Annotated in this window: 23 protein-coding genes and 4 tRNA genes; 16 read left to right on the top strand and 11 right to left on the bottom strand. The window is 54.1% G+C overall.

Features of this window, described 5'->3' with window-relative positions; translation table 11 throughout:
• Positions 1-120: 120 nt before the first annotated feature.
• Positions 121-387 (top strand): hypothetical protein, encoded by a 267-nt coding sequence (locus KWG64_RS17720; protein ID WP_152325564.1) that lies wholly within the window; start codon positions 121-123, stop codon positions 385-387.
• 184 nt (positions 388-571) lie between these two features.
• Here the strand turns inward: KWG64_RS17720 and KWG64_RS17715 are convergent.
• The 6 genes from KWG64_RS17715 to uvrY all read right to left on the bottom strand — a co-directional run bounded on the left by KWG64_RS17715 (position 572) and on the right by uvrY (position 4,113).
• A tRNA-Leu gene (locus KWG64_RS17715) sits at positions 572-657 on the bottom strand.
• An 11-nt stretch (positions 658-668) separates the two neighbouring features.
• Positions 669-742, bottom strand: a tRNA-Cys gene (locus KWG64_RS17710).
• 58 nt (positions 743-800) lie between these two features.
• Positions 801-876 (bottom strand) — tRNA-Gly (locus KWG64_RS17705).
• A 147-nt stretch (positions 877-1,023) separates the two neighbouring features.
• Entirely contained in the window at positions 1,024-1,572 is a 549-nt protein-coding gene (gene pgsA / locus KWG64_RS17700) for a CDP-diacylglycerol--glycerol-3-phosphate 3-phosphatidyltransferase (protein WP_152325563.1), read from the bottom strand.
• 56 nt (positions 1,573-1,628) lie between these two features.
• On the bottom strand, positions 1,629-3,464 hold the full coding sequence (gene uvrC / locus KWG64_RS17695; protein WP_218522657.1) for an excinuclease ABC subunit UvrC: 1,836 nt from the start codon (positions 3,462-3,464) through the stop codon (positions 1,629-1,631).
• Positions 3,457-4,113: a UvrY/SirA/GacA family response regulator transcription factor gene (gene uvrY / locus KWG64_RS17690; RefSeq protein WP_152326324.1), complete on the bottom strand. Its 657-nt coding sequence runs from the start codon at positions 4,111-4,113 to the stop codon at positions 3,457-3,459. Before uvrY ends, uvrC begins: the two co-directional genes overlap by 8 nt.
• Before the next feature lie 776 nt (positions 4,114-4,889).
• On the opposite strand from uvrY, the gene KWG64_RS17685 reads away from it, so the two are divergent.
• The 3 genes from KWG64_RS17685 to KWG64_RS17675 all read left to right on the top strand — a co-directional run bounded on the left by KWG64_RS17685 (position 4,890) and on the right by KWG64_RS17675 (position 6,182).
• A complete protein-coding gene (locus tag KWG64_RS17685; RefSeq protein WP_015697982.1) occupies positions 4,890-5,114 on the top strand; it encodes a DUF2594 family protein in 225 nt (74 codons plus the stop codon).
• A 117-nt stretch (positions 5,115-5,231) separates the two neighbouring features.
• Positions 5,232-5,402: a hypothetical protein gene (locus KWG64_RS17680; RefSeq protein ID WP_195814062.1), complete on the top strand. Its 171-nt coding sequence runs from the start codon at positions 5,232-5,234 to the stop codon at positions 5,400-5,402.
• Positions 5,403-5,405: 3 nt separating this feature from the next.
• Positions 5,406-6,182 (top strand): helix-turn-helix transcriptional regulator, encoded by a 777-nt coding sequence (locus KWG64_RS17675; protein WP_218522656.1) that lies wholly within the window; start codon positions 5,406-5,408, stop codon positions 6,180-6,182.
• On the opposite strand, the gene leuA is transcribed toward KWG64_RS17675, so the two are convergent.
• Complete coding sequence (leuA, locus tag KWG64_RS17670; protein ID WP_218522655.1) at positions 6,151-7,821, bottom strand: 2-isopropylmalate synthase; 1,671 nt, start codon at positions 7,819-7,821, stop codon at positions 6,151-6,153. The two genes, KWG64_RS17675 and leuA, sit on opposite strands and share 32 nt — an antisense overlap.
• Positions 7,822-8,013: 192 nt before the next feature.
• On the opposite strand from leuA, the gene KWG64_RS17665 reads away from it, so the two are divergent.
• On the top strand, positions 8,014-9,780 hold the full coding sequence (locus tag KWG64_RS17665; RefSeq protein ID WP_218522654.1) for an EAL domain-containing protein: 1,767 nt from the start codon (positions 8,014-8,016) through the stop codon (positions 9,778-9,780).
• A 66-nt stretch (positions 9,781-9,846) separates the two neighbouring features.
• Here KWG64_RS17665 and KWG64_RS17660 read toward each other — a convergent pair whose 3' ends face one another.
• Positions 9,847-10,260 (bottom strand): hypothetical protein, encoded by a 414-nt coding sequence (locus KWG64_RS17660; protein WP_195814066.1) that lies wholly within the window; start codon positions 10,258-10,260, stop codon positions 9,847-9,849.
• A 416-nt stretch (positions 10,261-10,676) separates the two neighbouring features.
• Positions 10,677-10,752, bottom strand: a tRNA-Lys gene (locus KWG64_RS17655).
• Between the two features lie 371 nt (positions 10,753-11,123).
• Here KWG64_RS17655 and cycA point away from each other — a divergent pair.
• Positions 11,124-12,524: a D-serine/D-alanine/glycine transporter gene (gene cycA / locus KWG64_RS17650; RefSeq protein WP_152325557.1), complete on the top strand. Its 1,401-nt coding sequence runs from the start codon at positions 11,124-11,126 to the stop codon at positions 12,522-12,524.
• 53 nt (positions 12,525-12,577) lie between these two features.
• Here cycA and KWG64_RS17645 read toward each other — a convergent pair whose 3' ends face one another.
• On the bottom strand, positions 12,578-13,567 hold the full coding sequence (locus tag KWG64_RS17645; RefSeq protein WP_195814068.1) for a metal-dependent hydrolase: 990 nt from the start codon (positions 13,565-13,567) through the stop codon (positions 12,578-12,580).
• A gap of 10 nt (positions 13,568-13,577) precedes the next feature.
• A complete protein-coding gene (gene rutR / locus KWG64_RS17640; protein ID WP_195822815.1) occupies positions 13,578-14,264 on the bottom strand; it encodes an HTH-type transcriptional regulator RutR in 687 nt (228 codons plus the stop codon).
• Between the two features lie 398 nt (positions 14,265-14,662).
• Between rutR and rutA the strand changes: the two genes are divergently transcribed.
• The 10 genes from rutA to KWG64_RS17590 all read left to right on the top strand — a co-directional run bounded on the left by rutA (position 14,663) and on the right by KWG64_RS17590 (position 25,042).
• On the top strand, positions 14,663-15,754 hold the full coding sequence (gene rutA / locus KWG64_RS17635; protein ID WP_195814069.1) for a pyrimidine utilization protein A: 1,092 nt from the start codon (positions 14,663-14,665) through the stop codon (positions 15,752-15,754).
• Complete coding sequence (gene rutB, locus KWG64_RS17630; protein WP_255562219.1) at positions 15,754-16,503, top strand: pyrimidine utilization protein B; 750 nt, start codon at positions 15,754-15,756, stop codon at positions 16,501-16,503. Before rutA ends, rutB begins: the two co-directional genes overlap by 1 nt.
• A 26-nt stretch (positions 16,504-16,529) precedes the next feature.
• Positions 16,530-16,916 carry a pyrimidine utilization protein C gene (gene rutC, locus KWG64_RS17625; RefSeq protein ID WP_218522653.1) on the top strand — a complete coding sequence of 129 codons (387 nt, stop codon included), beginning with the start codon at positions 16,530-16,532 and terminating at the stop codon, positions 16,914-16,916.
• A gap of 41 nt (positions 16,917-16,957) precedes the next feature.
• Positions 16,958-17,797, top strand: coding sequence for a pyrimidine utilization protein D (gene rutD, locus KWG64_RS17620; protein ID WP_218522652.1), 840 nt, complete (start codon positions 16,958-16,960; stop codon positions 17,795-17,797).
• Entirely contained in the window at positions 17,782-18,327 is a 546-nt protein-coding gene (gene rutF / locus KWG64_RS17615) for an NADH-dependent FMN reductase RutF (RefSeq protein ID WP_218522651.1), read from the top strand. Before rutD ends, rutF begins: the two co-directional genes overlap by 16 nt.
• 23 nt (positions 18,328-18,350) lie before the next feature.
• The gene (gene rutG / locus KWG64_RS17610) at positions 18,351-19,700 is read left to right on the top strand and encodes a pyrimidine utilization transport protein G (protein WP_218522650.1); all 1,350 of its coding nucleotides are present in this window, start codon (positions 18,351-18,353) and stop codon (positions 19,698-19,700) included.
• A gap of 249 nt (positions 19,701-19,949) precedes the next feature.
• Entirely contained in the window at positions 19,950-21,590 is a 1,641-nt protein-coding gene (locus KWG64_RS17605) for a TIGR04028 family ABC transporter substrate-binding protein (protein WP_195814074.1), read from the top strand.
• 16 nt (positions 21,591-21,606) lie between these two features.
• Positions 21,607-22,566, top strand: coding sequence for an ABC transporter permease (locus tag KWG64_RS17600; RefSeq protein ID WP_195822810.1), 960 nt, complete (start codon positions 21,607-21,609; stop codon positions 22,564-22,566).
• Positions 22,563-23,426 (top strand): ABC transporter permease, encoded by an 864-nt coding sequence (locus KWG64_RS17595; protein WP_218522649.1) that lies wholly within the window; start codon positions 22,563-22,565, stop codon positions 23,424-23,426. Before KWG64_RS17600 ends, KWG64_RS17595 begins: the two co-directional genes overlap by 4 nt.
• On the top strand, positions 23,423-25,042 hold the full coding sequence (locus KWG64_RS17590) for an ABC transporter ATP-binding protein (RefSeq protein ID WP_218522648.1): 1,620 nt from the start codon (positions 23,423-23,425) through the stop codon (positions 25,040-25,042). The genes KWG64_RS17595 and KWG64_RS17590 overlap by 4 nt, the downstream gene beginning before the upstream one ends.
• Position 25,043 lies beyond the last annotated feature (1 nt).

Below are 25,043 nucleotides of genomic sequence, written 5' to 3'. Positions count from 1 at the left end.
GGTTTGAGCGCTCTCTACACGTAGTTGGCGATGAAATCCACTGATAATTAAATTATCGTTAAGTAACTGCCGCCTTTTTGTGCTAGACTACTGCCCGCTCTAAGTAAAACCGGAGGTTTTATGAGTTCCACCGTTGTAAGCGCTCAAGACGAGTGTCCGTTGTGCCAAAGCACGAATAAGACGTCGGTGAATATGTCGGCGAAAATTGTCACCGTGACCTGCACTTCTTGCGGCCGTTACAGTATCTTCCGCAAAACTATGGAAGAAATTTCTATAGACCGGAAGAAACGCGTTGCCCTGCAGGCGTTTTTCACCAGCCAGCCCAACTACCATCTGCCTTTATCTATCAGGGCACTGAGCAACACTGATTCACCGGGTGAGTTCTGACCCTAAAAACGCCCCTCGGGGCTGTTTTAATTCCCTTCTTACACCTGCTCCCCTGCACGCCACATGAAAAAGCATCATTGCGTATTCTTGTGGCTTGCCGAATTTCAGACATAAAAAAACCACCCGAAGGTGGCTATAACGACATTACTACTTTATTGCTTTTGATTATTCAGCTAATTTTCCATGGTACCCGGGACGAGACTTGAACTCGTACAGCCATAAGCCGAGGGATTTTAAATCCCTTGTGTCTACCGATTCCACCACCCGGGCTCCGGGAAAATTGGAGGCGCGTTCCGGAGTCGAACCGGACTAGGCGGATTTGCAATCCGCTACATAACCGCTTTGTTAACGCGCCTTAAATCTTACTACTTGTCTTGCACTTAAACCAATTCACGAACCAGTTTAAGAAAATTTGGAGCGGGAAACGAGACTCGAACTCGCGACCCCGACCTTGGCAAGGTCGTGCTCTACCAACTGAGCTATTCCCGCTTTAATCAGAACGTACTGATTTTTTTAACTATCTTCTGGCGTATAACTGGCTGCCTTCCGATGCGTTGCATTCTACTGACCTGACGGATTGAGTCAATAAAATTATCAGGTTCATGCGATCGTTTGACGTTTTTTACGTCAGTTTGATCAGGGTTCCAGCAAATCGTGGCGCGCAGCGTTCAAATACTGGAACATTGACCAGAAAGTCAGCACCGCAGCAATGTAAAGCGCAACCACACCGACACCCACCACGATGTTATCCGGACGCCACAATAACGCGACCAGGGACAACATTTGCGCCGTTGTCTTCACTTTACCAATCCAGGACACCGCAACGCTGCTCCGCTTACCAATTTCCGCCATCCACTCGCGCAACGCCGAAATGATAATTTCACGTGCAATCATCGTCGCTGCCGGCAACGTAATCCACCATGAATGGAAGTATTCTGCGACCAGCACCAGCGCGATGGCGACCATCACTTTGTCTGCGACCGGATCCAGAAATGCACCAAAACGCGTTGTTTGCTTCAGACGACGGGCAAGATATCCATCAAACCAGTCAGTCACCGCTGCAAAAACAAAAATCAGCGCGCAGGCCAGTGATGCCCATGGATAAGGCAGATAGAAAGCCAGCACAAAGAACGGTATCAGTACAACGCGGAACAGGGTAAGGCACGTAGGTATATTAAATTGCATAGCGAAGGTAACTGTTTGTCCGGTGTGGATATTATGAGTATGTTGCTACATTGCCTTTAGTGTTTCAACGCATTATGAATCTTTTCTGCCAATGCGTTAGAAATACCCGGCACCTGTGCAATTTCCTCTACGCTGGCATTCAGTAATGGCTGAATGCCTCCCATGTATTTCAGTAAAACCTGACGCCGTTTTGGCCCGACGCCTTCAATTTCTTCCAGTGCACTGGTCGTACGCACTTTAGCGCGGCGCTGACGGTGGCCGGTGATCGCATGATTGTGCGAGTCATCGCGGATATGCTGAATCACATGCAATGCCGGAGAATCCGCCGGTAACGCAATCCCCTCACCTTCTGGCACGAAAAACAGCGTTTCCAGCCCGGCTTTGCGGTCAGCACCTTTGGCGATACCAATCAGCAGCGGTTTAGATTTATCCCACTCAACATTCAGCGAGTCAAAAACATCGCGCGCCATGCCGAGCTGACCTTTCCCGCCGTCAATAAAGATGACATCAGGGATTTTCTTTTCATCAAGCGCTTTGCCATAACGGCGGTTCAGCACCTGAGCCATCGCCGCATAATCATCGCCCGGTGTGATACCCGTGATGTTATAGCGGCGGTATTCCGAACGCACCGGGCCGTTGCCGTCAAAAACAACGCAGGAAGCGACCGTTTGCTCGCCCATAGTATGGCTGATGTCGAAGCATTCCATGCGGTTAATTTCGGCAAGATGGAGTGTTTTTGCCAATTCTGCCAGCCGCTGATGGATGGTGGATTGCTGCGCAAGCTTTGTTGTCAGCGCGGTGGACGCGTTGGTACGCGCCAGTTTCAGATAACGTGCGCGGTCACCGCGGGGCTTACTTTGAATCTGAACTTTACGTCCGGCCATTTCACTGAGGGATTCCGCCAGCAAATCTTTTTCTGGCAGGCTGAAATCCAGCAGAATTTCACCGGGAAGCGTACGCATCTGGCTCCCCTGCAAATAAAACTGCCCGACAAATGTCTGCACCACTTCGCCCAGATCGGTGCCGCCCGGCACTTTCGGATAATAGCTGCGGCTGCCAAGCACTTTACCCTGACGGATAAACAGCACATGCAGACAGGCCATTCCCGACTCAAAGGCCACGCCGATGACGTCCAGATCTTCGCTGTTGCCCGATACAAACTGACGTTCTGTGACGCGACGGACGGCCTGAATCTGATCGCGGATCCGCCCGGCATCTTCAAATCGCAAATCTTTGCTGGCTTCTTCCATACGGTTGACCAGCTGCGTAACAACCTGCTTATCTTTACCGGACAGGAACAGGCGAACGTAATCTACCTGATCGTTGTATTCCTGATCGCTGACCAGCCCTTTAACACACGGGCCCAGGCAACGGCCAATCTGATATTGCAGACACGGACGTGAGCGGTTGCTGTAAACACTGTTTTCGCACTGGCGGATGGGGAAAAGTTTCTGCAACAGCGCCAGCGTTTCGCGAACAGCGTAAGAGTTGGGGAAAGGCCCGAAATATTCGCCTTTCGCATGCTTCGCGCCACGGTGAACGGTAATTCTAGGATGGTTGTCCGCGCTGAGGAAAATCAGCGGATACGACTTATCATCGCGCAACAAAACGTTGTAGCGCGGCTGATACAGTTTGATGTAGTTGTGTTCGAGCAGCAGCGCTTCGGTTTCCGTATGCGTTACGGTGACATCGATTTGCGCGATATTCTTGACCAGCGTTTCCGTTTTACGACTGGAAACCTGGACGCGAAAATAGCTTGAAAGACGTTTTTTAAGGTCTTTGGCTTTACCTACATAGATTACGGTGCCACTGGCGTCATACATCCTGTAGACGCCCGGCTGGCTGGTGACCGTTTTCAGAAAGGCTTTGGGGTCGAAACGCTCATCACTCACTGCCTGATAAAGTCTCCGCGTTGAACAAGCCGTGCCGGATAGCCAAATGGGTTAACTCAACATCGCCGCTGATATTTAATTTACTAAACATCCTGTAACGATAACTGTTAACTGTCTTCGGGCTCAAGTTCAGCTGTTCTGAAATTTCATTCACCTTTTGCCCTTTAGTAATCATAAGCATGATCTGTAATTCACGCTCGGATAAGGAATCAAAAGGCGTTTCAGATTGGGGTTCAATCTGGCTGAGTGCCATTTGCTGTGCGATGTCAGACGCAATATAGCGCTGACCCGAATCAACCAAGCGGATAGCATTTACCACTTCCTGTGGCGCAGCCCCTTTACTCAGATAGCCCGAAGCCCCGGCCTGCATCACTTTGGCGGGTAACGGATTTTCGGTATAAATCGTCAGGATGATTATCTTGATGTCGGGCGAAAAACGAATGATTTTCTTCGTCGCTTCTAACCCGCCGATACCCGGCATGTTCATATCCATCAGGACAATATCAACATCGTTGGCGCGACACCATTTGACGGCATCTTCACCGCACTGCGCTTCACCAACGACTTTGATGCCTTTGATATCTTCAAGAATGCGTCGGATCCCTGCGCGCACCAGTTCATGGTCATCAACAAGAAGAACGCTAATCAAAGAGAATTCTCCAAAAAATAAGGGCGACACACCGTCAGGTTCTTCAAGCCCGTCTTAACGTAATCATGCACGCTGAACATTAATAGTGTTCTCAGACCGCTTATAAACGAAGAGGAGGTGGCAATTAGAGGCCAGCATTAACAAACTCGCCCCACTACCGCTCATCGGCAGTGTTTTAAATCAGGAAGACGAAAGCATTATTATAGCCCGCGTATTTTACTCTATCATGCCGTCCTGACCAAGGAATGTCTGAAAAAAACTACTTTGCTGAATGTAAATGAGAAGTGCCATCACCTGTATTAATAATTCATTAAAAAAACCTGTCTAATCAAAGAAAAGGCTGATCAGAGGTCCGATGTTTTCAGCAGTAAAAAAATAATAACACCGGAATTTTCAGGTCTAAAACAGGCATTTTCTTAGACTGCTTATTTATCCGTCAACGTGGCCCTTTCATATATCTATGATATATCCGATTATTATTTTGGATAGCACGAATTGCTGATGGTTTATATGAATAAGTCTGCACATCCGCATGAAAGGTTCTCAGCTTGCTATTACGTTTAGTATTCTTTACGGCGCCCATAATATTCCGTATGAATAATCCTATTTGGCTGTTTTAACGGCAACCGGTCCGCGCTGCACTAAACCGTGCCAACTATGCTAAAATGCTGCCACTTTTCACCCTTCATAGCGGGTGAGTTCATTTTTCGCCCTGTTCTTTTTACCGTTCAGAATTCGGCGTGCTGCCTGTCAGCCTGTCTGAGGAGATTTAAATAATGAGTAATTGCGATTTTACGACTGAAGCAAACGTTGAAACACTGGCGACCGAAGTTGCCTGCCTGAAAGCCACGCTGACCCTGATTTTGAAAGCCATTGGTCAGGCTGATGCAGGTAAAGTCATGCTGAATATGGAACGTTTTGTGGCGCAGATGGAAGACGAGCAACAGGCTGAAGTCTTCAAAAACTCCCTGCAACAAATCAAGTTTGCTTACCGCCAGTAAGAACATTCCGGAGCCTGCCGCCTGGCGGGCTCCGCGCTTTCCCCGCACGACCTCCCGGCTTCCGCCCTATATTCTGCTATAATAGAGCCCTGTATTCACATCATCAGGACAACCGTTATGAGCGAAAATAATAAAGAAAACAAAAGCAAGGCAGACGAGGTCCATGTCAGCGACGGACTGGCAGAACTGATTGAAGCTGCCGAACAACTGACAGAAGAAGAGATTGAGAAAGCGGCTGAAGAAGCCAAAAAGGCCGTCGAAGACGCCAAGAATCAGAAACACCACTGATCAATGCACCGCAACTTCCTTGCACCTCATCAAGCCATCGCGCCGCTGGCCATTGATTATCAGCATGGTGACAGCGAAGCGGCACACAGCCACACCTGTTCGCAGCTGATCCATACATTATCTGGCGTTGTTGAAGTCAACACCGCGCTCGGCACCTGGATGGTTCCGCCGGGTCGCGGCGTCTGGCTGCCCGCAAACGTCGAACACAGCCTGCGTTTTATCGGTGGCGTAAAAGCCCGCACCTTATTTGTCGATCCCCTCGCCCGCGCCGATTTACCTGCGCAGTGTCAGGTGGTTCAGATTTCCCCCCTGCTCCGCGAACTGATTCTGACGTCTCTGACGATCCCTCACGATTATCTGCCGGGCGGCCGTGATGAACGGATAATGGAATTGCTGCTCGACGAACTTCGGTTGCTGCCGACGTTGCCGCTTCATTTGCCCGAGCCCAAAGAACCGGAGTTACTTGTGCTCAGCCAGCAAATTCGCGCCGAGTTGTGTGCGTCATGGGAGCTTGAGGAAGTGGCTCAGCGTCTGGATATCAGCAGCCGGACGCTCTCGCGCCGCTTTCAGCGCGAAACCGGGTTGCGGTTCAGTGACTGGGTCAGACAGGCAAAATTACTCGAAGCGATTAACCAGCTGGCCGCGGGTCTCTCGGTGATTGATGTCGCGCTGGCACTCGGCTATGACAGCCCGAGTGCATTCAGCGCGATGTTCCGCCGTTCCCTTGGCGTTTCGCCCAGCGAATATTTTAGTCAGACAGAATCCCGCCAGCCGCATTAAACAGCGCCTGCACAGAAGCGCTGGAGACATCGCTGTCGATACCCACGCCATAGCGGGTTTCACCATGACGCCCCTGACAACTCAGGTACGCAACGGCGCGGCTGTGGCTCTGATGCCCTAACGTATGTTCGTGGTAATCACCAATTTCCAGCTCCACGTCAAAACTGCGGCGCAAGGCATCGACCGCGCCGGACAACAGCCCGTTGCCGCTGCCGGTAATTTGCTGCTCTTCATTGCGGTAGCGGATACGCGCACTGAAATGACAGACATTTTGCTCATCACTGCGGATATCGTAGCTCAGCAGTTTCACCACCGGTTGCTCGGTCAGGCCGTAACGCGCACGGAACAGCCGCCAGATATCGCTGGTGCTCATTTCCTTACCGTGCGTATCGGTTTCGCGCTGCACGGCTTTGCTGAAATCTATTTGCAGGCCACGCGGCAGTTTCAGCCCGTGATTCTGTTCCAGCAACCAGGCCGCCCCGCTTTTGCCCGACTGGCTGTTCACGCGGATCACCGCCTCGTAACTGCACCCGACATCAGCAGGATCGAGCGGCAGATAAGGCACCCGCCAGACGTCACTGTCTGAGGTTTTCTGCGCCGCGAAACCCTTTTTGATGGCATCCTGATGTGAACCTGAGAATGCGGTGAACACCAGTTCACCAGCATAAGGATGGCGCGGATGTACCGGCAGCTGATTACACTCCTCAACCGCTTCGACAATCGCCTGCAAATTACTGAAATCCAGTTGAGGGTTTACGCCCTGGGTATAGAGATTCAGCGCCAGCGTCACGATATCCACATTCCCGGTACGTTCGCCGTTCCCGAACAAACAACCTTCCACGCGATCGGCGCCCGCCAGCATCGCCAGCTCGGCACACGCCACGCCGGTTCCGCGGTCATTATGCGGATGCACGCTGACAGAAACCTGCTGACGGCGGCTGAAATGCCGGCAAAACCATTCAATCTGATCGGCGTAAATATTCGGCGTACTGACTTCCACGGTGGCCGGTAAGTTGATAATCATCGGACGCTCAGCGCCGGGCTCCCAGACATTCGCTACCGCTTCACAGACTTCCAGTGAAAATTCCAGCTCGGTAAAACAGAAGGTTTCCGGGGAATATTCGAACGTCCATTGCGTCTGAGAATATTGTTCGCACAGCTGGCGGATCTGCTGCGCGCCGCGCACGGCCAGCTCGCGGGTGGCGGCCTTATCCTGACTGAAGACCACTTCGCGGAAAACCGGCGCCGTGGCGTTATATAAATGTACGATGGCGCGCGGCACATCTTTCAGGGCTTCAAACGTGCGGGCAATCAGATCCGGGCGCGACGGTGTCAGCACCTGAATCACCACATCGTCAGGGATCAGATTGTCTTCAATCAGCCCGCGTACGAAATCAAAATCGGTTTGTGATGCAGAGGGAAACGCCACTTCAATTTGCTTAAACCCACAGCGCACCAGCAGGTCAAAAAACTGGCGTTTACGTGCATTATCCATCGGTTCCGCAAGAGCCTGATTTCCGTCACGCAGATCGCTTGAGCACCATTGCGGCGCTTTATCGAGCGTATTCCCCGGCCACTGGCGGTCCGGTAAGTTCACCGGGGGGAACGGGCGATATTTCTGTGACGGGTCGTTTAACATACGAATCTCCTTAGGAATAAAGTGAGCGGCAATGCTCTGCGGATTCCATAGTACGCAAACGATATCTTTCTGCGCCTTGCTAACTGACAGCAACCCTCGCAAAACGGACAAAAAGAAAATGATAAATGAATCAGAGTCACGCTATAGTGCATAACTAAACGCGTCCAGATCGGCGATCAGAGGTCGTACAGAATGAAAAGGGTTCTGAATCCAAACGAAAATAAACGGCTTGCGGCGCTGCAAAAACTCAAGATTGCGGACAGCAATCCGGATGAAGTGCTTGATCTGATTACCCGTCTGACTCAGCAAATTTTCGATATTCCTATTTGCATCATTACTCTGGTTGACCAGCACCGTCAGTGGTTTAAATCCAAAACCAATACGGCAACACAGTACACCGCACGTGATATTGCGTTTTGTGATCACACCATCCGCTCTTCATCGGTGATGGTCGTCAACGATGCTACAAAGGATCCACGTTTCAGCGAGAATCCGCTGGTCACCGCCGATGAGGGAATGCGCTTCTACGCGGGTGCCCCGCTAATCACGCGCGATGGTTTTGCCGTCGGCAGCCTGTGTCTGGCCGACAAACAACCGAGAGATTTTTCCGTGCAGGAAATGGAAATGCTCTCGGATCTCGCCGCTATCGTCATTGATATTATTGAATCGCGCAGCTCGATGAGCTTTGTGGATATCGTTACGCGCCTGCCTAACCGCCAGCGGCTGATGGAAGATATCGCGCAACTGATCAAAACGCCGGACAATACGTCCTATCTGCTGATCCTGATTGATACGCTCGACACGCTTTATGCCTACGACATCGGGCGCTCAATTGGCATTCCGAAAGTCGAAAACATTCTGAAAGACGTCGGGGCTTTCCTGCGCAGCGAACTGAATGAAAACGACAAAGTTTACAGCCTGATGCTCGGCCGCTTTGCGCTGATTAAGCGGCTCGATGAACAGCAGGAGATCTTCAATCAGCTGGAAATCGCCGCCGCTAAAATCCAGCGCAGCATTACCAGCGATATCCCGATTAATGTCCGCTTGCACGCGGGTTACACCGTCTTTTCGTCAACCTCTTCCTGCGCGGAAACCACCATGCGACAGGGTATGTCGTCCCTGCATGAAGCCATCAGCAATAATCAGCTGGTGATGCCGTATCAGCGGGAATCCGATGTTATCCAGCTGCGTGCCTTCAATTTGCTAAATGACCTGATGGCGACCGTCGCCTCCTGCGAAGATTTTCATCTGGTTTATCAGCCAAAAATTCGTCTGGCTGACAAAAAATTCCAGGGTGTGGAAGCGCTGATCCGCTGGCAGCACCCGACACTCGGGGTCATTTCACCTTCAGAGTTCATTCCTCTGGCAGAAAAAACCCCGCTGATTACGCCGCTGACTAACTGGGTGATTACTCAGGCCGTAATGCAGATTGCCGAATGGCAAAAACGCGGCGCGCAGATTCAGGTTTCCATTAATCTGACAGCCAATAATCTGGTGGAACAGGATTTGGTTCAGCGTATTCATACCGCGCTGATCCTGCATCAGGTTTCCCCGTCGATGCTGGAAATCGAGTGTCTGGAAACCCAGACGCTGGCGAATAATCCGCACGCCGTCGCATCGCTGGATGCCCTGAGGCAAATGGGTATCAGCATTGCGCTGGACGATTTCGGTTCCGGCTACAGCAACCTGAATTACCTTCAAAAAATTCCGGCGGATACGTTAAAGCTGGATCAGTCACTGATTCAGGGCATCAGCAATGACAGCAAAAGCAAAGTGATCGTCAAATCGATGATTGAAATGGCGCACGCGCTGAGTTACCAGGTCGTCGCCGAAGGCGTGGAAGACAACGACACGCTGATGTGTCTGGAAGAACTGCGTTGTGATTCCGTGCAGGGCTTCTATTTTTCCCGCCCGCTGCATCACGATCAGATACTGGAATGGTCAAAACCGTATACCTGATATTCCCCGCGTAATCATTGCGAAAATAGCCAAAAAAAACCCGCCGGAGCGGGTTTTTCATTTCGGTCATTCGGCGGTTTTCTGCCGGATATTGTAGGTTCCGAAGAAACTGCGGTCTGTTTCCAGACTGACAGGTTTCCCGTTCGCATCCACAGTAATCGAACCGGTCGTTTTGGTTAGTGCACAGGCAAGACGCACGTCGATGGTTCGCATGCCGTTTGGCACATTTAAATCCACATACTGATTAAAGTGCAGCGATGCAACGGTCTGACCATCTAAAATCACGATCAGCGGACAGGTTTTTTCAAAAGGTATCACCGACCACTGCTCGATGCGGTGCAATCTGACATGCGTTTGCCCCGCCGGCGGTGTGGTGCTGGCATTGGCAAACGACGATTTGACCTGAAGTGTCGGCTCGTAAGGATTAGCTGCGCACCCGGCTAAAAGTAGAGCAGCCAAGGCCACCAGTGTTTTTTTCATCGTTATCTCCCTGAGTTTATGCACGAATAATAGCAGCGTGCGCGCATTTGTCCGACTCTTTTTAGGAGAGATTGTTGCACCGGAAGCAGGCAGGGCAAAACAAAATCACATCCATGATTGCAACGTTAAAGCATCGGGAAATTAATGCCATGCCAAAGAAAACCTTAATATTCCCTGTCACAAAAATGAAGATACTGAACCCGTAAAGTTAAACAGCCGCTACATAAAACTTATATCCCGCATTTCACCCTATTCAACCACAGTAAAACTAATCCGAACTCACCGATTAAATTTAAGGCAACACACGAATTTTTATTTCCGGAATTAGAACGAAATAAGGGTATTGAAGAATCAGGAAAATATTACAGAAAGGAATGACGAAAAGGGGAATCACAACTCATTGATAACTAAAATGTTGGTGGGTCGTGGCGGGTTCGAACCGCCGACCAATTGATTAAGAGTCAACTGCTCTACCGACTGAGCTAACGACCCAACGGGACGGATTATTCTCTTCTCAACGGATGATGTCAAACGCTTATCCATACTTTTTTTGCAGTTATTCTCAGTGATAATTGTGAAGCCCATCACAGTGAAAAACGGTATTATTCGCGTCGCAGTCACTGATATTTGATTAATTAACACTCAGTTATCCACGTTGTAAAAAATACGATACATTTTTTTCGGCGGCATTTTTCATGCCAGTTATAATAAATGCGCATATAACATTACTATTACACCGGTCATCCCCGCTGTCGTTCCAGATGGGCTGACAAAAGAGCCATTGAGAGCTCAATTTACTGACATAAATAAATGCGATATGGCGGAGTTCATACGCAAAAGCAAAAAACAGGAATCAATACAACATGCAAGAAGAGTCAAAAATCCTCACACAGTCAGAGGAAGAGAACGCAGAAGGCTTGCGGCGAAACCTCTCTAACCGCCATATTCAGCTTATTGCCATCGGCGGTGCCATCGGTACCGGCCTGTTTATGGGCTCCGGAAAAACCATCAGTCTCGCCGGTCCTTCCATCATCTTCGTGTATATGATCATCGGCTTTATGCTGTTTTTCGTCATGCGTGCGATGGGCGAACTGCTCCTTTCCAATCTTGAATACAAATCCTTCAGCGATTTTGCCGCCGACCTTCTCGGTCCGTGGGCCGGCTATTTCACCGGCTGGACATACTGGTTCTGCTGGGTCGTTACCGGCATCGCCGACGTCGTCGCCATCACCGCCTACGCACAATTCTGGTTCCCCGGTCTTTCACAATGGATCGCCTCGCTGCTCTGCGTTCTGGTTCTCCTCAGCCTGAACCTGGCCACCGTCAAAATGTTTGGTGAGATGGAATTCTGGTTCGCGATGATCAAAATCGTCGCCATTGTCGGGCTGATTATTGCCGGGCTGGTAATGGTTCTGACGCATTTCCAGACCCCTACCGGCACCGTCGCTGCTTTCAGTAACCTGTGGAACGATGGCGGATTCTTCCCGAAAGGTGTCAGCGGATTCTTCGCCGGTTTCCAGATTGCGGTGTTCGCCTTTGTCGGGATTGAGCTGGTGGGCACAACGGCTGCCGAGACGAAAGATCCGCAGAAATCGCTGCCACGCGCCATCAACGCAATCCCGCTGCGCATCATCATGTTCTACGTTTTCTCGCTGATCATGATTATGTCAGTCACACCGTGGAGCCACGTTGTTGCGGATAAAAGCCCGTTTGTTGAGCTGTTTGTTCTGGCCGGTCTGCCGGCTGCGGCGAGCATCATCAACTTTGTCGTACTGACCTCTGCTGCTTCTTCCGCCAACAGCGGCGTATTCTCCACCAGCCGCATGCTGTTTGGTCTGGCTCAGGAAGGCAATGCGCCGAAAGCGTTCGGCAAACTCTCTTCCCGCGCCGTGCCGTCTAACGGGCTGACCTTCTCCTGCATCTGCCTGCTTGGCGGTGTGGTGCTGATTTACCTGATCCCGAACGTGGTGACGGTCTTCACGCTGGTCACCACTGTTTCTGCGATTCTGTTTATGTTCGTTTGGACCATCATCCTCTGCTCGTATCTGGTCTACCGTCGTAAACGTCCGCAACTTCACGAAGCCTCCATCTACAAAATGCCGCTCGGCAAAATCATGTGCTGGGTATGCATGGCGTTCTTCGCCTTCGTGCTTGTGCTGCTGACTTTGCAGGATGACACCCGTCAGGCGCTGATGGTTACGCCGCTCTGGTTCGTGATCCTCGGCATTGGCTACTGGCTGCGAAGCAGAAGCCGCCGCGCCTGAGCGAACCAGTAATAGCAGAAAGGAGCCTTTACGGCTCCTTTCTCTTAGGTGACTTACTCAACATCCAGCGCCTGTCTGAACTGCCGCCACATTTTAAGCGCTGACGGTCTGACCGAGGCCACTTTGACCGGTAATTCAGGCGGTTCTCCGGCTTTCATCTCGCCAAGATCAAATACAAAGGTGTAATCCGGTTCCTGACCCATGCGTAAATCGCTCACCAGAATATGCCCGCCCTGCTCTTTTACACTGAAAAATCCGTGACTGAACCACGCGACGCGGGCAAGAAACGCATTGTCTTTATGCGCTTCGTAGAGTGCTTCTCCGCGCGGATAAAAGCGGAAACGGATCGGGGAATCCGGGTGCAGCAGCGATGTAAAACCCTCACCGTAGCTGTCTTTATTCATCACCACCACGCGCCACACCAGTGAGTTGAGCGGCGTCGGCGTCACCAGAACCTGCGTGCTTTCGATGTTCTGCCGCTGCAATTCTTCGCTGACGTGCACCGTCACCTGATGCTGCTCGATAACCGTGCAGACCAGATACAAACAGCTCACGCCCAGCAGCACGTTATTCCACATAATCCCGCGCTGTTGCTCACGGTACAGCGCCAGCCCGACACCGATGATCAGCGGCAACGTATACAACGGATCGACGATAAAAATGCTGCCGACTGCAAACGGATAATGCGTAAAAGGGATACCCAGCTGCGTGCCATAGACCGTCATTAAATCGAGCAGCGGATGCGTGATCAGCGCCAGCCAGACCGTGCCGCACCAGCGTCTGAAGTGCTGCCCGGCGCTGAAAATTTTCGCCATCATCCAGGCGAGCAGCGGCGAAACCAGCGTGAGATACAACAACGCATGAGTGTCCGTGCGGTGCTGCGTCATATTGCTGATGGCGTCACCGTGATCGTAGAAAACATCCAGATCCGGCAACGTTCCGCAGACCGCGCCCGCCAGCGCGGATTTCCACACCGGCGTCCGCTTACCCATCACCGCGATACCCACGGCGGCGCCCAAGACTAATTGTGAAACCGAATCCATCCTGACCTCTTCAAGCCCGAAGCTGTATGCCTTCGGTAATAATGCGCTGCACATTGCTCACGGTCAGTTCGAAAAACTCAGGATCGTTGAGCGTTTTGCCGGTGATGGCTTCCACCTGCACACCAAAATCGGCGTAATGCTGCGTGGTTGCCCACAGCATAAAAATCAGCTGCATCGGGTCAACCGGCGCAATTAATTCATCTTTGATCCAGCCGCGGATCACATCCGATTTGTCTTCCACCAGCGTTTTCAGGCTGCCGCCAAGTTCCTGTTTCAGCAGCGGCGCGCCCTGCACCATCTCCAGACAAAACAGGCGCGACGCCTGCGGATGATCGCGGGAAACACAGAGTTTCAGGCGGATATATTCACGTATTGCTTCAAGCGGATGCTGATCCCGTTGCAGCGCTTTCAGCGGTGCCAGCCAGATATCCAGCAGCCCTTTCAGCACGGCGATATACAGATCTTCTTTCGACGGGAAGTAATACAGCAGATTGGTTTTTGAGACATCGGCACGCTCAGCGACCTGATCCAGGCTGGTGCCGTGAATACCGTACAGCGAGAAAAACTCCAGCGCGGCGGCCATGATATTGCCACGTTTGGCGGCGACAGCCCGCGAGCGGCGCGTCGGTGCTTTCACCCCGGTTTTGCGGGACTGACTGTCCCCGGCGGGCTGAGGAGGTTCGACCAATGGCTTCACAAGGATTTCCTGAGACAAACAGCGAGGGGGAAATCATAACAAATAGGGATAAACGCGACTATCGCTATAAGCCGGGCCAATTAGACAACAAATAAATAACCACACCAATTGCGTTATTTAACAAAAACGCACCATTTGCGGACATTCCTGCCTGATTTATGTGCAGTTTGTTTTGACCAGATGGTCTGAAACAGACCATTTGCTCCACCCCAGATCAGAACATATTTTTAACTTATTGATAACCATCACATTTAAAAAAGTGGCACTGCCCTTGCAATACTCACCCCGTTAGGAAATTTCAGCACGGTGCAATTCGGAACCCGCAGGACGCACTCAAGCCGCGCAGAGATTTTCGCAAGCCCTTGTATTGAAAAATGAATCTTCAACTGAGGTGAGCTATGAAAATCGGTGTCTTCATTCCTATCGGCAACAACGGCTGGTTAATTTCTGAAACCGCGCCACAGTACAAACCGACTTTTGAACTGAACAAAACCATCGTGCAGAAGGCGGAACACTACCATTTCGACTTCGCGCTCTCGATGATCAAACTGCGCGGCTTCGGCGGTAAAACCGAATTCTGGGAACACAACATGGAGTCGTTCACGCTGATGGCGGGCCTTGCCGCCGTGACCTCCCGCATCCAGCTTTACGCCACCGCCGCCACGCTGGTGATGCCACCGGCGATTGTAGCGCGCATGGCCGCCACGATTGATTCCATCTCCAACGGCCGTTTTGGCGTGAACGTCGTCACCGGCTGGCAGAAGCCGGAATACGAACAAATGGGCATGTGGCCGGGCGACGACTATTTCAGCCGCCGTTATGACTATCTGACCGAATATGTCAGCGTCCTGCGCGACCTGTGGGGCACCGGCCACTGCACGCTCGACGGCGAATTCTTCAAGATGGACGACTGCCGCGTGAGCCCGCGCCCGCAGTCTGAAATGAAAGTGATCTGCGCCGGACAAAGCGACGCAGGTATGGCGTTCTCTGCTAAACACGCCGATTTCAACTTCTGCTTTGGCAAAGGCGTTAACACGCCAACCGCGTTTGCGCCGACCGCCGCGCGCATGAAAACGGCGGCGGAAGCCGAAGGCCGCGACGTCTCCTCTTACGTGCTCTTTATGGTCATTGCGGATGAAACCGACGCCGCCGCCCGTGCCAAATGGGAACTGTATAAAGAAGGCGCCGATGCTGACGCACTGGCGTGGCTCACCGATCAGAGCAGCAAAGATACCAAATCCGGTGCCGACACCAATGTCCGCCAGATGGCCGACCCCACGTCAGCGGTCAATATCAACATGGGCACGCTGGTCGGCTCCTACGCCAGCGTCGCCAGAATGCTTGATGAAATCGACAGCGTACCCGGCGCAGGTGGCGTCCTGCTGACCTTCGACGATTTTGTGGAAGGCATCGAAAACTTTGGCCGTTTCATCCAGCCGTTAATGAAAACCCGCCAGCACATCGCAACGCAGCAGAAAGAGGTGGCGTAATGAACATTGTTGAAAATCAGACCATTGTCCGCCGTGAACCTGAGAACAGCGGCGAGGAAACCATTCTCACGGCCCGCCCGGAAGCCATTGCGTTTACGCCACAGCAAACGGCGCTGATTGTGGTGGATATGCAGAATGCGTACGCCTCACAGGGCGGTTATCTGGATTTAGCCGGTTTTGACGTTTCCGCCACTGCGCCGGTGATCGCCAACATCAAAGTGGCCATTGCCGCCGCGCGCGCCGCAGGCATCAAAGTGATCTTCTTCCAGAACGGCTGGGACAACCAGTACGTTGAGGCCGGTGGTGCCGGTTCACCAAACTTCCACAAATCCAACGCGCTGAAAACCATGCGTAAACGCCCGGAGCTGATGGGAAAATTACTGGCAAAAGGCGACTGGGATTACGACCTGGTGGATGAACTCCGGCCACAGCCGGGCGACATCGTGCTGCCAAAACCGCGCTACAGCGGATTCTTCAACACCCAGCTCGACAGCCTGCTGCGCAGTTACGGCATTCACCATCTGGTGTTTACCGGCATCGCCACCAACGTGTGCGTGGAATCCACGCTGCGTGACGGTTTCTTCCTCGAATATTTCGGCGTGGTGCTAGAAGACGCCACCCATCAGGCTGGCCCGGAATTCGCGCAAAAAGCGGCGATTTATAACATCGAAACGTTCTTTGGCTGGGTCTCCAGCGTCCGCAGCTTCTGCGACGCCGTGGGTTATGACGCTAAACAAAACGCCGCATAACGGCTTTATGAAAAGGAAATAGCAATATGCCTAAAAGTGCCATTATTCCGGCTGGCAGCGGCGTTCCGCTGGCACCGTTTGTTCCGGGAACGCTGGCCGACGGCGTGGTCTACGTCTCCGGCACACTGCCTTTTGATAAAGACAATAACGTCGTGCATCCGGGCGATGCCGCCGCGCAAACCCGCCATGTGCTGGAAACCATCAAAAGCGTGATTGAAACCGCGGGCGGCACAATGGATGACGTCACCATGAACTCGATTTTCATTACCGACTGGGCGAATTACGCCGCCGTGAATCAGGTTTACGCTGAGTATTTTCCGGGCGAAAAACCGGCGCGATTCTGCATTCAGTGCGGGCTGGTCAAACCGGGCGCACTGATTGAAATCGCGACCATCGCGCACATCGGCAAGTAAAACACCGGGATCCGTTCTCCTGAAAACCTTGAGGAAACATCATGTATTACAAGGTATTGGGTAAGAATAATGCAGACGCCGAAACCGTGGTGCTTTCCTCCGGCCTCGGCGGTTTAGGCAGTTTCTGGCAACCCCAGTTGGAGATGCTGAGCGGGTATTTCCGCGTCATCATTTATGACCAGCACGGAACTGGCGTCAGCAAAGGCACAGTGCCCGCCGGTTACCGGATGGAAGATATGGCGGATGAACTCGCCGGACTACTCAACGAACTGGATATCACCCGCTGCCATCTGGTGGGTCACGCGCTCGGCGGCATTATTGGCCTGCATCTGGCACTGCGTTATCCCGCGCTGCTGCAAAGCCTGGTGGTGATCAACGGCTGGGCGAAGCTCGACAACCAGACGCGCCGCTGCTTTGAAGTCCGCCAGAATTTAATGCTCAACAGCGGCGTCGATGCCTACGTACAGGCACAACCGCTGTTTCTGTATCCGGGCGACTGGCTGTCGGCCAACGACGCATTACTTCAGGATGAGCGCCAGCATCAGGTGACGCATTTTCAGGGAATGGAAAATCTGCTTCACCGTTTACAGGCGCTGATGAATTCCGACCTGACCCAAACGCTCGGGCAGGTCATCGCGCCCACGCTGGCGTTCAGCTGCAAAGATGATTTGCTGGTGCCGTGGATGCGTTCTGCCGATCTCGCCGAACGCCTGCCGAACGGCGAACACACACAAATGCTGTACGGCGGCCATGCCATGAGCGTGACCGCCCCGGAAACGTTTAACCCGATTTTACTGGAATGGCTGCAACGGCATTCATCGCAAAAACCTGCCGCGCCTTCCCATCGCCTGCCCACGGAGACAACATGGCCGAAACATTAACCGCCACGCCGGCTTTACCGGCCATTGAAAAACAACCCGCCGTTGAAAAACAGGCGTTCCGCGATGCGATGGCGCATCTCGGTTCTGCCGTTAACATCATCACCACCGATGGCTCCGGCGGTCGCGCAGGCTTTACCGCATCCGCCGTGTGCAGCGTCACCGACTCACCGCCGACCCTGCTCGTTTGCCTGAACCGCTCGGCGTCGGTGTATCCGGCCTTTACCGAAAATCAGGTGCTCTGCGTCAACACACTGGCTGACTGCCATGAATCGCTGTCCAATTTATTCGGCGGAAAAACGCCAATGGAACAACGCTTTGACGCCGCCGAATGGTCATCCCTTTCCACCGGTTCTCCCATTCTCACCGATGCGCTGGTCTCGTTTGATTGCAAAATCACGCAAGTCACCCGCGTCGGCACCCACGATATTTTGTTTTGCGAAGCCGTCGCGATCACCCGCAACGACGAACGCCACGGACTGGTGTATTTCGACCGCCGCTATCACCCGCTGAAGCGGCAGTCAGCCTGTTAACTCATCTGAAGGTCAAATTAAGAATGGCTAATACTTCCTGGTTTCCAAAGTGGCGTAAAAGAGAAGGCAATCTGGATGGCGCCGTTATTGCGCCGGACGAACGGCTGCCGTTAGGGCCGACGGTGATTATGGGTCTGCAACATACCGTCGCCATGTTCGGCGCGACGGTATTAATGCCGCTGCTGATGGGGTTTGACGCCAACATGGCGATCCTGATGTCCGGCATCGGCACCCTGCTGTTTTTCCTGGTGGTCGGCGGACGCGTGCCGAGTTACCTCGGGTCGAGCGCGGCGTTTGTCGGGCTGGTGATTGCGGTGACTGGCTACAGCGGCCACGGCGCGAATCCGAATATCGGCGTCGCGCTCGGCGGGATTATTGCCTGCGGCGTCATTTATACGCTGATTGGTTTTGTGGTGATGGCGGTCGGTACGCGCTGGATTGAACGCCTGATGCCGCCGGTTGTGACCGGTGCGGTGGTGATGGCGATTGGTCTGAACCTCGCGCCGATTGCCATTAACAGCGTCTCGGCGTCGTCGTTTGACAGCTGGATGGCGGTGGTCACCGTGCTGTGTATTGGCTCGGTGGCCGTTTTCACCCGCGGGCTGGTGCAGCGTTTACTTCTGCTGCTCGGGCTGGTGGCGGCGTATCTGATTTATATGCTGGTCACAAACGTCATGGGGCTGGGCGCACCGGTGGATTTCTCCGCCGTCGCGCAGGCGCCGTGGTTTGGCCTGCCGACTATCACCACGCCGGTGTTCAACACCCACGCGATGCTGATGATTGCGCCGGTGGCCGTGATTCTGGTGGCGGAAAACCTCGGGCACATTAAAGCGGTCGCGGGCATGACCGGTAAAAATCTCGATCCGTACATGGGCCGCGCGTTTGTCGGCGACGGACTGGCGACATTATTGTCGGCCTCTGCGGGCGGAACCGGCGTGACAACCTACGCGGAAAACATCGGCGTCATGGCGGTGACAAAAATTTATTCCACGCTGATTTTCGTCGCTGCTGCCATCGTTGCCATTGTGTTGGGCTTTTCGCCCAAATTTGGTGCACTGATCCACACCATTCCCGGCCCGGTATTGGGCGGTGCGTCGATTGTGGTGTTCGGATTGATTGCCGTCGCCGGTGCGCGCATCTGGGTACAAAACCAGGTGGATCTGGGTCTTAACGGCAATCTCATCATGGTCGCGGTCACGCTGGTACTGGGCGCAGGCAACTTTACCCTGAGTCTGGGCGGCTTCAGCATGGGCGGTATCGGCACGGCAACGTTTGGCGCAATTTTGCTGAACGCCTTCCTCAGCCGCAGCAAACAGGTAAAAACGCAGCCTGAAATAAAAACTGGCACAGAAGCTGCATTAAAAGATCACTGACGACCTCAGTTTCTCCTTAGCTCATCATTTTTGATGATCGCCAGCGGTTATCCGGTCCACCCGTCCGGATTAGCCGCTGGTTTTTTTCTTTCTGCGCCTCACACATTCCCACATTGCAGCTAAGTAATGCGAAATTCCTTCGTTCACCTCCCCTTTAAATTGGTTTGTTATGGAACCAGCACTTTCGTTCTATATGAATAAAAAGTGATTCATCTGCCAGACATCGCCAAAAATAAAAAGGGTCTCACTATGCACATTCTTCGCCGGAAAAACGCGGTCACACGCGCACTGGCTTTAGGGGTATTGATCACCAGTTCTTCCGCCGTTTTTGCCGCCGATCCAACGCCGGTTCAGGGCGGAACGCTGGTTTATCTCGAACAACAGGCGCACACCAATTTGTATCCTCCGGCCGGTGGCTTTTACCCGAACGGCGGCATCCTCAATCAGATCACTGACAAACTGACCTATCAGAACCCTAAGACGCTGGAAGTCGAACCGTGGATTGCCGAGTCCTGGAGCTTCAACGCCGATAAAACCGAATACACTTTCAAGCTGCGTCCGGGCGTGACCTTCTCCGACGGCACGCCGCTTGATGCCAACGCCGTGGCGAAAAACTTCGACACCTACGGGCTGGGCAATAAAGAACGCCATCTGCCGGTTTCCGAAGTGATTAACAACTACGACCACAGCGAAGTGATTGACCCGCTGACCGTGAAGTTCTACTTCAAAAAATCCTCGCCGGGCTTCCTGCAAGGCACGGCGACCATCGGCTCCGGGCTGGTGTCACTGAGCACGCTGGATCGCAATTTCGATGCGCTGGGCGATGCGACGCACATCATCGGTTCCGGCCCGTTCGTCGTCAGCAAAGAAACGCTCGGTCGTGAAGTCGATCTGACGGCGCGCAAAGATTACAACTGGGGGCCGAAAAACCTCAAACAGCAGGGCCGCGCCAATCTCGACGGCATCAAAGTGATCGTCACCGGCGAAGACAGCGTGCGTATCGGCGCGCTGCTGGCCGGGCAGGCTGATTTCATCCGTCAGGTTCAGGCGTATGACGAGAAACAGGCCAAAGACCAGAACTTCCCGATTTATGCCGCGCCAACTAAAGGCGTGAACGACAGCATTTCGTTCCGCCCGGACAACGCGCTGGTGTCTGATCTCAAAGTCCGTCAGGCGCTGCTGCACGCCACCAACAGCAAACAGGTGGTCGATACGCTGTTCTCGCCAAACTATCCGCAGGCCACCTCCGTCATCGCCAAAACCGCCGCCGGTTACGTGGATCTGAGCAACAAACTGACGTATGACCCGACGCTGTCGAAAAAGCTGCTGGATGAAGCAGGCTGGAAACCGGGCCCGAACGGCCTGCGCCAGAAAGATGGCAAAACGCTGTCGCTGACCATTTATGAATCCCTGCCGCAGCCGCAGAACAAAGAAGTCTTGCAGCTGGTTTCGCAGCAGTGGAATCAGGTCGGCGCGAAGCTGAACATTCTGGCCGGTGATGCGGGCAGCCGCGTGGCGGACAACCTGGATCCGGAAAAAACGCCGGCGAACGTGGTGGAAGTGGGCCGCGCCGATCCGGACGTCATTAAAAGCTCCTTCTACCCGACCAACCGCGATGCGTTACTGCAAAAAGGTGGCCTGAGCAGCAAGGTGAAAAGCTTCCGTGACGACAAACTGAATGACCTGCTGGTGGCGATTTCAGCCGAAGTGGATCCGAAAAAACGTCTGGCGCTGGCCGGTGACGTGCAGAACTACCTGCTCGATCAGGCTTACGTGATCCCAATTTTCGAAGAGCCGCAGGTCTTTGCCGGTGCGCCTTATTTCAAAGGCGTGAGCTTCGAAGCCGTTGGCCGTCCGAGCTTCTACGGCGCATGGCTTGAAAAGCACTAACAGGCAGGAGTGAATCATGAACCGATACGTTAGCGGTCGTTTTGGGCAGGCTTTGCTGGTGTTGTGGGCAGCGTTTACCGTTTCCTTCATTCTCCTGCAAGTGCTGCCGGGCGATGCCATTCTGATTAAATTCCAGAACCCGGACATGGGGCTAAGCCCGGCGCAAATCGCCGATATGCGCGCGGCCTATGGCGCGGATGTGCCGCTGGTGCAGCAATATCTGCATACACTGGGGAATTTCCTGCGCGGGGATCTGGGCTATTCGATTCAGGCTGGCGTACCGGTCACTGAATTACTCAGCAGCAACTTTCCGCCGACGCTGCGGCTGGCGCTGATGGGTTTCGCACTCGCCGCCGTGGTGGCTTTTGCGCTGGCGTTTATCTCCAGCCTGCTGCATTTCGGCTGGCTGAAAAACCTGTTGCAGTCGGTGCCGTCGCTGTTTATTTCCATTCCGACCTTCTGGCTCGGCATCGCGCTGATTCAGTTTTTCTCTTTCCATCTGCGCTGGATCCCGGTGATCAATCCGGGGGAATGGGTCGGGCTGATTTTGCCGGTGGTGACGCTGGCCGTGCCGATTTCAGCACCGCTGGCGCAGATCCTGATCCGCAGCATTGATCAGGTGCAGACCCAGCCGTTCGTCGCCGTCGCCCGCGCCAAAGGCGCCAGCCGCAGCGGCGTGTTGTGGCGTCATGTGGCGCGCAACGCCCTGCTTCCGGTGCTGACGATCGCCGGCTTGCTGTTTGGCGAACTGATCGCCGGGGCGCTGATCACCGAAACGGTATTTGGCCTGAACGGACTCGGGCAACTGACTCAGCAGGCGGTGAACAATCAGGACGTCGCGGTTTTACAGGCGATTGTGGTGATTTCCGCCGCCGCATTTGTCGGCATCAATTTACTGGTCGATTTGCTTTATCCGCTGCTTGATCCGCGCCTTAAAGCTAACGCCTCGAAAAACACAAAGGGAGCCACCGCATGAGCAGCTTACCGCTGGGTAAAAGCACGCTTTCCCTGCCCGCCATACAGCGCCGCCGCTGGAAACCGGCCCGTTTACAGCCGGGGCTGATCATCGCCTGGCTGGTGATCGCGACCGTGATTTTATGGGCCGTCGCGCCCGGCTGGTTTACCGGTTACAGCGGCACCGAAGGCATCGCGGGCGCGCAGCGTCTGGCACCGCAGGCCGGTCACTGGCTGGGCACCGATCAGCTCGGCCGCGACGTGTACGCCCGTATCGTTTACGGCGCGTCGCATTCACTCTCCGGCGCTCTGGTCGCCGTTGCGCTCGGGCTGGTGTTCGGCACTGCCTTAGGGCTGGCAGCCGGTGCCAGCGGCGGCATTGTTGACGCAATTGTCATGCGCATCAACGACGTGTTGCTGTCGATTCCCGGCCTGCTGTTGTCACTGAGCGTCATCATTTTGCTCGGCTTCGGCACGGTTCACGCGGCGATTGCCGTCGGGGTCACCTCCGTCGCCAACTTCGCCCGCCTCGCCCGCGCCGAAGTGGTTTTGGTACGCCACAGCGATTACGTCGAAGCGGCCTATGGCAGCGGCGGCACCTTCTTCTCGATCCTCTGGCGGCACATTCTGCCGAACTCGCTGACCTCGGTCATCGCCTTCTCGGCATTGCAATTTGGCAGTGCGATTCTGGCGATTTCCACCCTGAGTTTCCTCGGTTACGGCACACCGCCGCCGACGCCGGAATGGGGGTTGCTGATTGCCGAAGGCCGTAACTACATTTCAACCGCCTGGTGGCTGACCACCTTCCCCGGCGTCGTTGTGGTGCTGGTGGTGCTTTCCGCTAACCGCATCAGCCAGTCATTGCGCAGGAGAACACGATGAGCACACAGGCGATTTTGAATAACCACGCCGCACCCGTTCTTGAGCTGGATAATCTGACGATTGCCTATGACGGCAAAGCTGTCGTCCACAACGTCTCATTTTCCATTAACGCCGGAGAAGTGCTGGCGCTGGTGGGCGAATCCGGTTCCGGTAAAACCACGACCGCGCAGTCGATCATCGGCCTTCTGGCGGAGAACGGTCATATCGAACAGGGCGAAATCCGCCTGAACGGCACCGACATCAGCCAGTGGTCGCAGCGCCGCCTGGATGCCCTGCGCGGCGCACGCATCAGCCTGATCCCGCAGGACCCGACCAGTTCTCTGGATCCGGTGAAAACCATCGGTTCACAGGTTGCCGAAATTCTGGATATCCACCAGCGTCTGCCGCGCGTTCAGCGCGACGCACGCGTGGTGGAACTGCTGACCCGCGTAGGCCTCACGCACCCGGAACAGCGCGCGAAACAGTATCCGCACGAACTTTCCGGCGGCATGAAACAGCGCGTGCTGATTGCCATTGCCATTGCGCTGCAACCGGCGCTGATCATTGCCGACGAACCGACCAGCGCGCTCGACGTCACAGTACAAAAACGCATTCTGGATTTGATTGACGATTTGCGCCGCGAATCCGGCACTGCCGTTTTGCTGGTCACGCACGATCTGGCGATTGCCGCCGAACGCGCTGACCGTTTGCTGGTGTTTCGCAACGGCAAAGTGCAGGAACAGGGCGTGACGGCGGAAGTGCTGAACGCGCCGAAAAGCGAATACACCCGCCAGCTGTTTGCCGACGTCCCTGCCCTTTCAGGCCGCCATCGCGCGCATATTGCCGCCGTCGCAGAACCGGTGCTGGTGGTCGAAAATGTCACCCATGATTTCTCACTGGGCGGTAAACATCAGGCGGCATTCCGCGCCGTTGATAACGTCTCTTTCAGCATTCCGCGCGGCACCACGCATTCTCTGGTCGGCGAATCCGGCTCGGGTAAAACCACGCTGGCGCGCATTCTGCTCGGTTTTCAGAAACCGGACAGCGGCCGCGTACTGATCGACGGCGAAGACATCACGCGCCTCAAAGGCGAAGCGCTGCGTCAGGTGCGCCGTAAAATTCAGCTGGTCTATCAGAACCCGTTTGCCTCGCTCGATCCGTCGCAGACCTTGTTCAGCGTAATTGAAGAACCGCTGCTGAACTTCGAAAAAATCCCGTCAGCAGTGCGCCGGGAGCGCGTTCTGGATATCGCCCGCCGCGTGGCGCTGCCGGAAGAACTGCTGGGCCGCAAACCGCGTGAGCTTTCCGGCGGCCAGCGTCAGCGTGTGGCGATTGCCCGCGCGCTGATCCTTGAACCGAAAGTGCTGGTGCTCGACGAAGCGACTTCGGCGCTCGACGTCACCGTACAGGCGCAAATTCTGACCCTGCTTCAGCAGCTTCAGGATTCGCTCGGCCTCACCTATTTGTTTATCTCGCACGATCTGGCGACCGTCCGGCAAATCTCCCACAGCGTCTCGGTGCTCAACCGCGGGCAACAGGTGGATTCCGGCAACGTGGAAGACGTGTTTGCGCTGCCTTCCAGCGATTACACACGGCAGCTGATTGATGCGATCCCCGGCCGCCACCGCGCCGCCTGAG

Origin of the sequence: Rahnella sp. PD12R (assembly GCF_019200965.1) — a bacterium.
Classification (GTDB): domain Bacteria; phylum Pseudomonadota; class Gammaproteobacteria; order Enterobacterales; family Enterobacteriaceae; genus Rahnella; species Rahnella laticis.
Note: the sequence above shows the minus strand (reverse complement) of the source record. Positions and strands in the feature narration are given on the sequence as shown.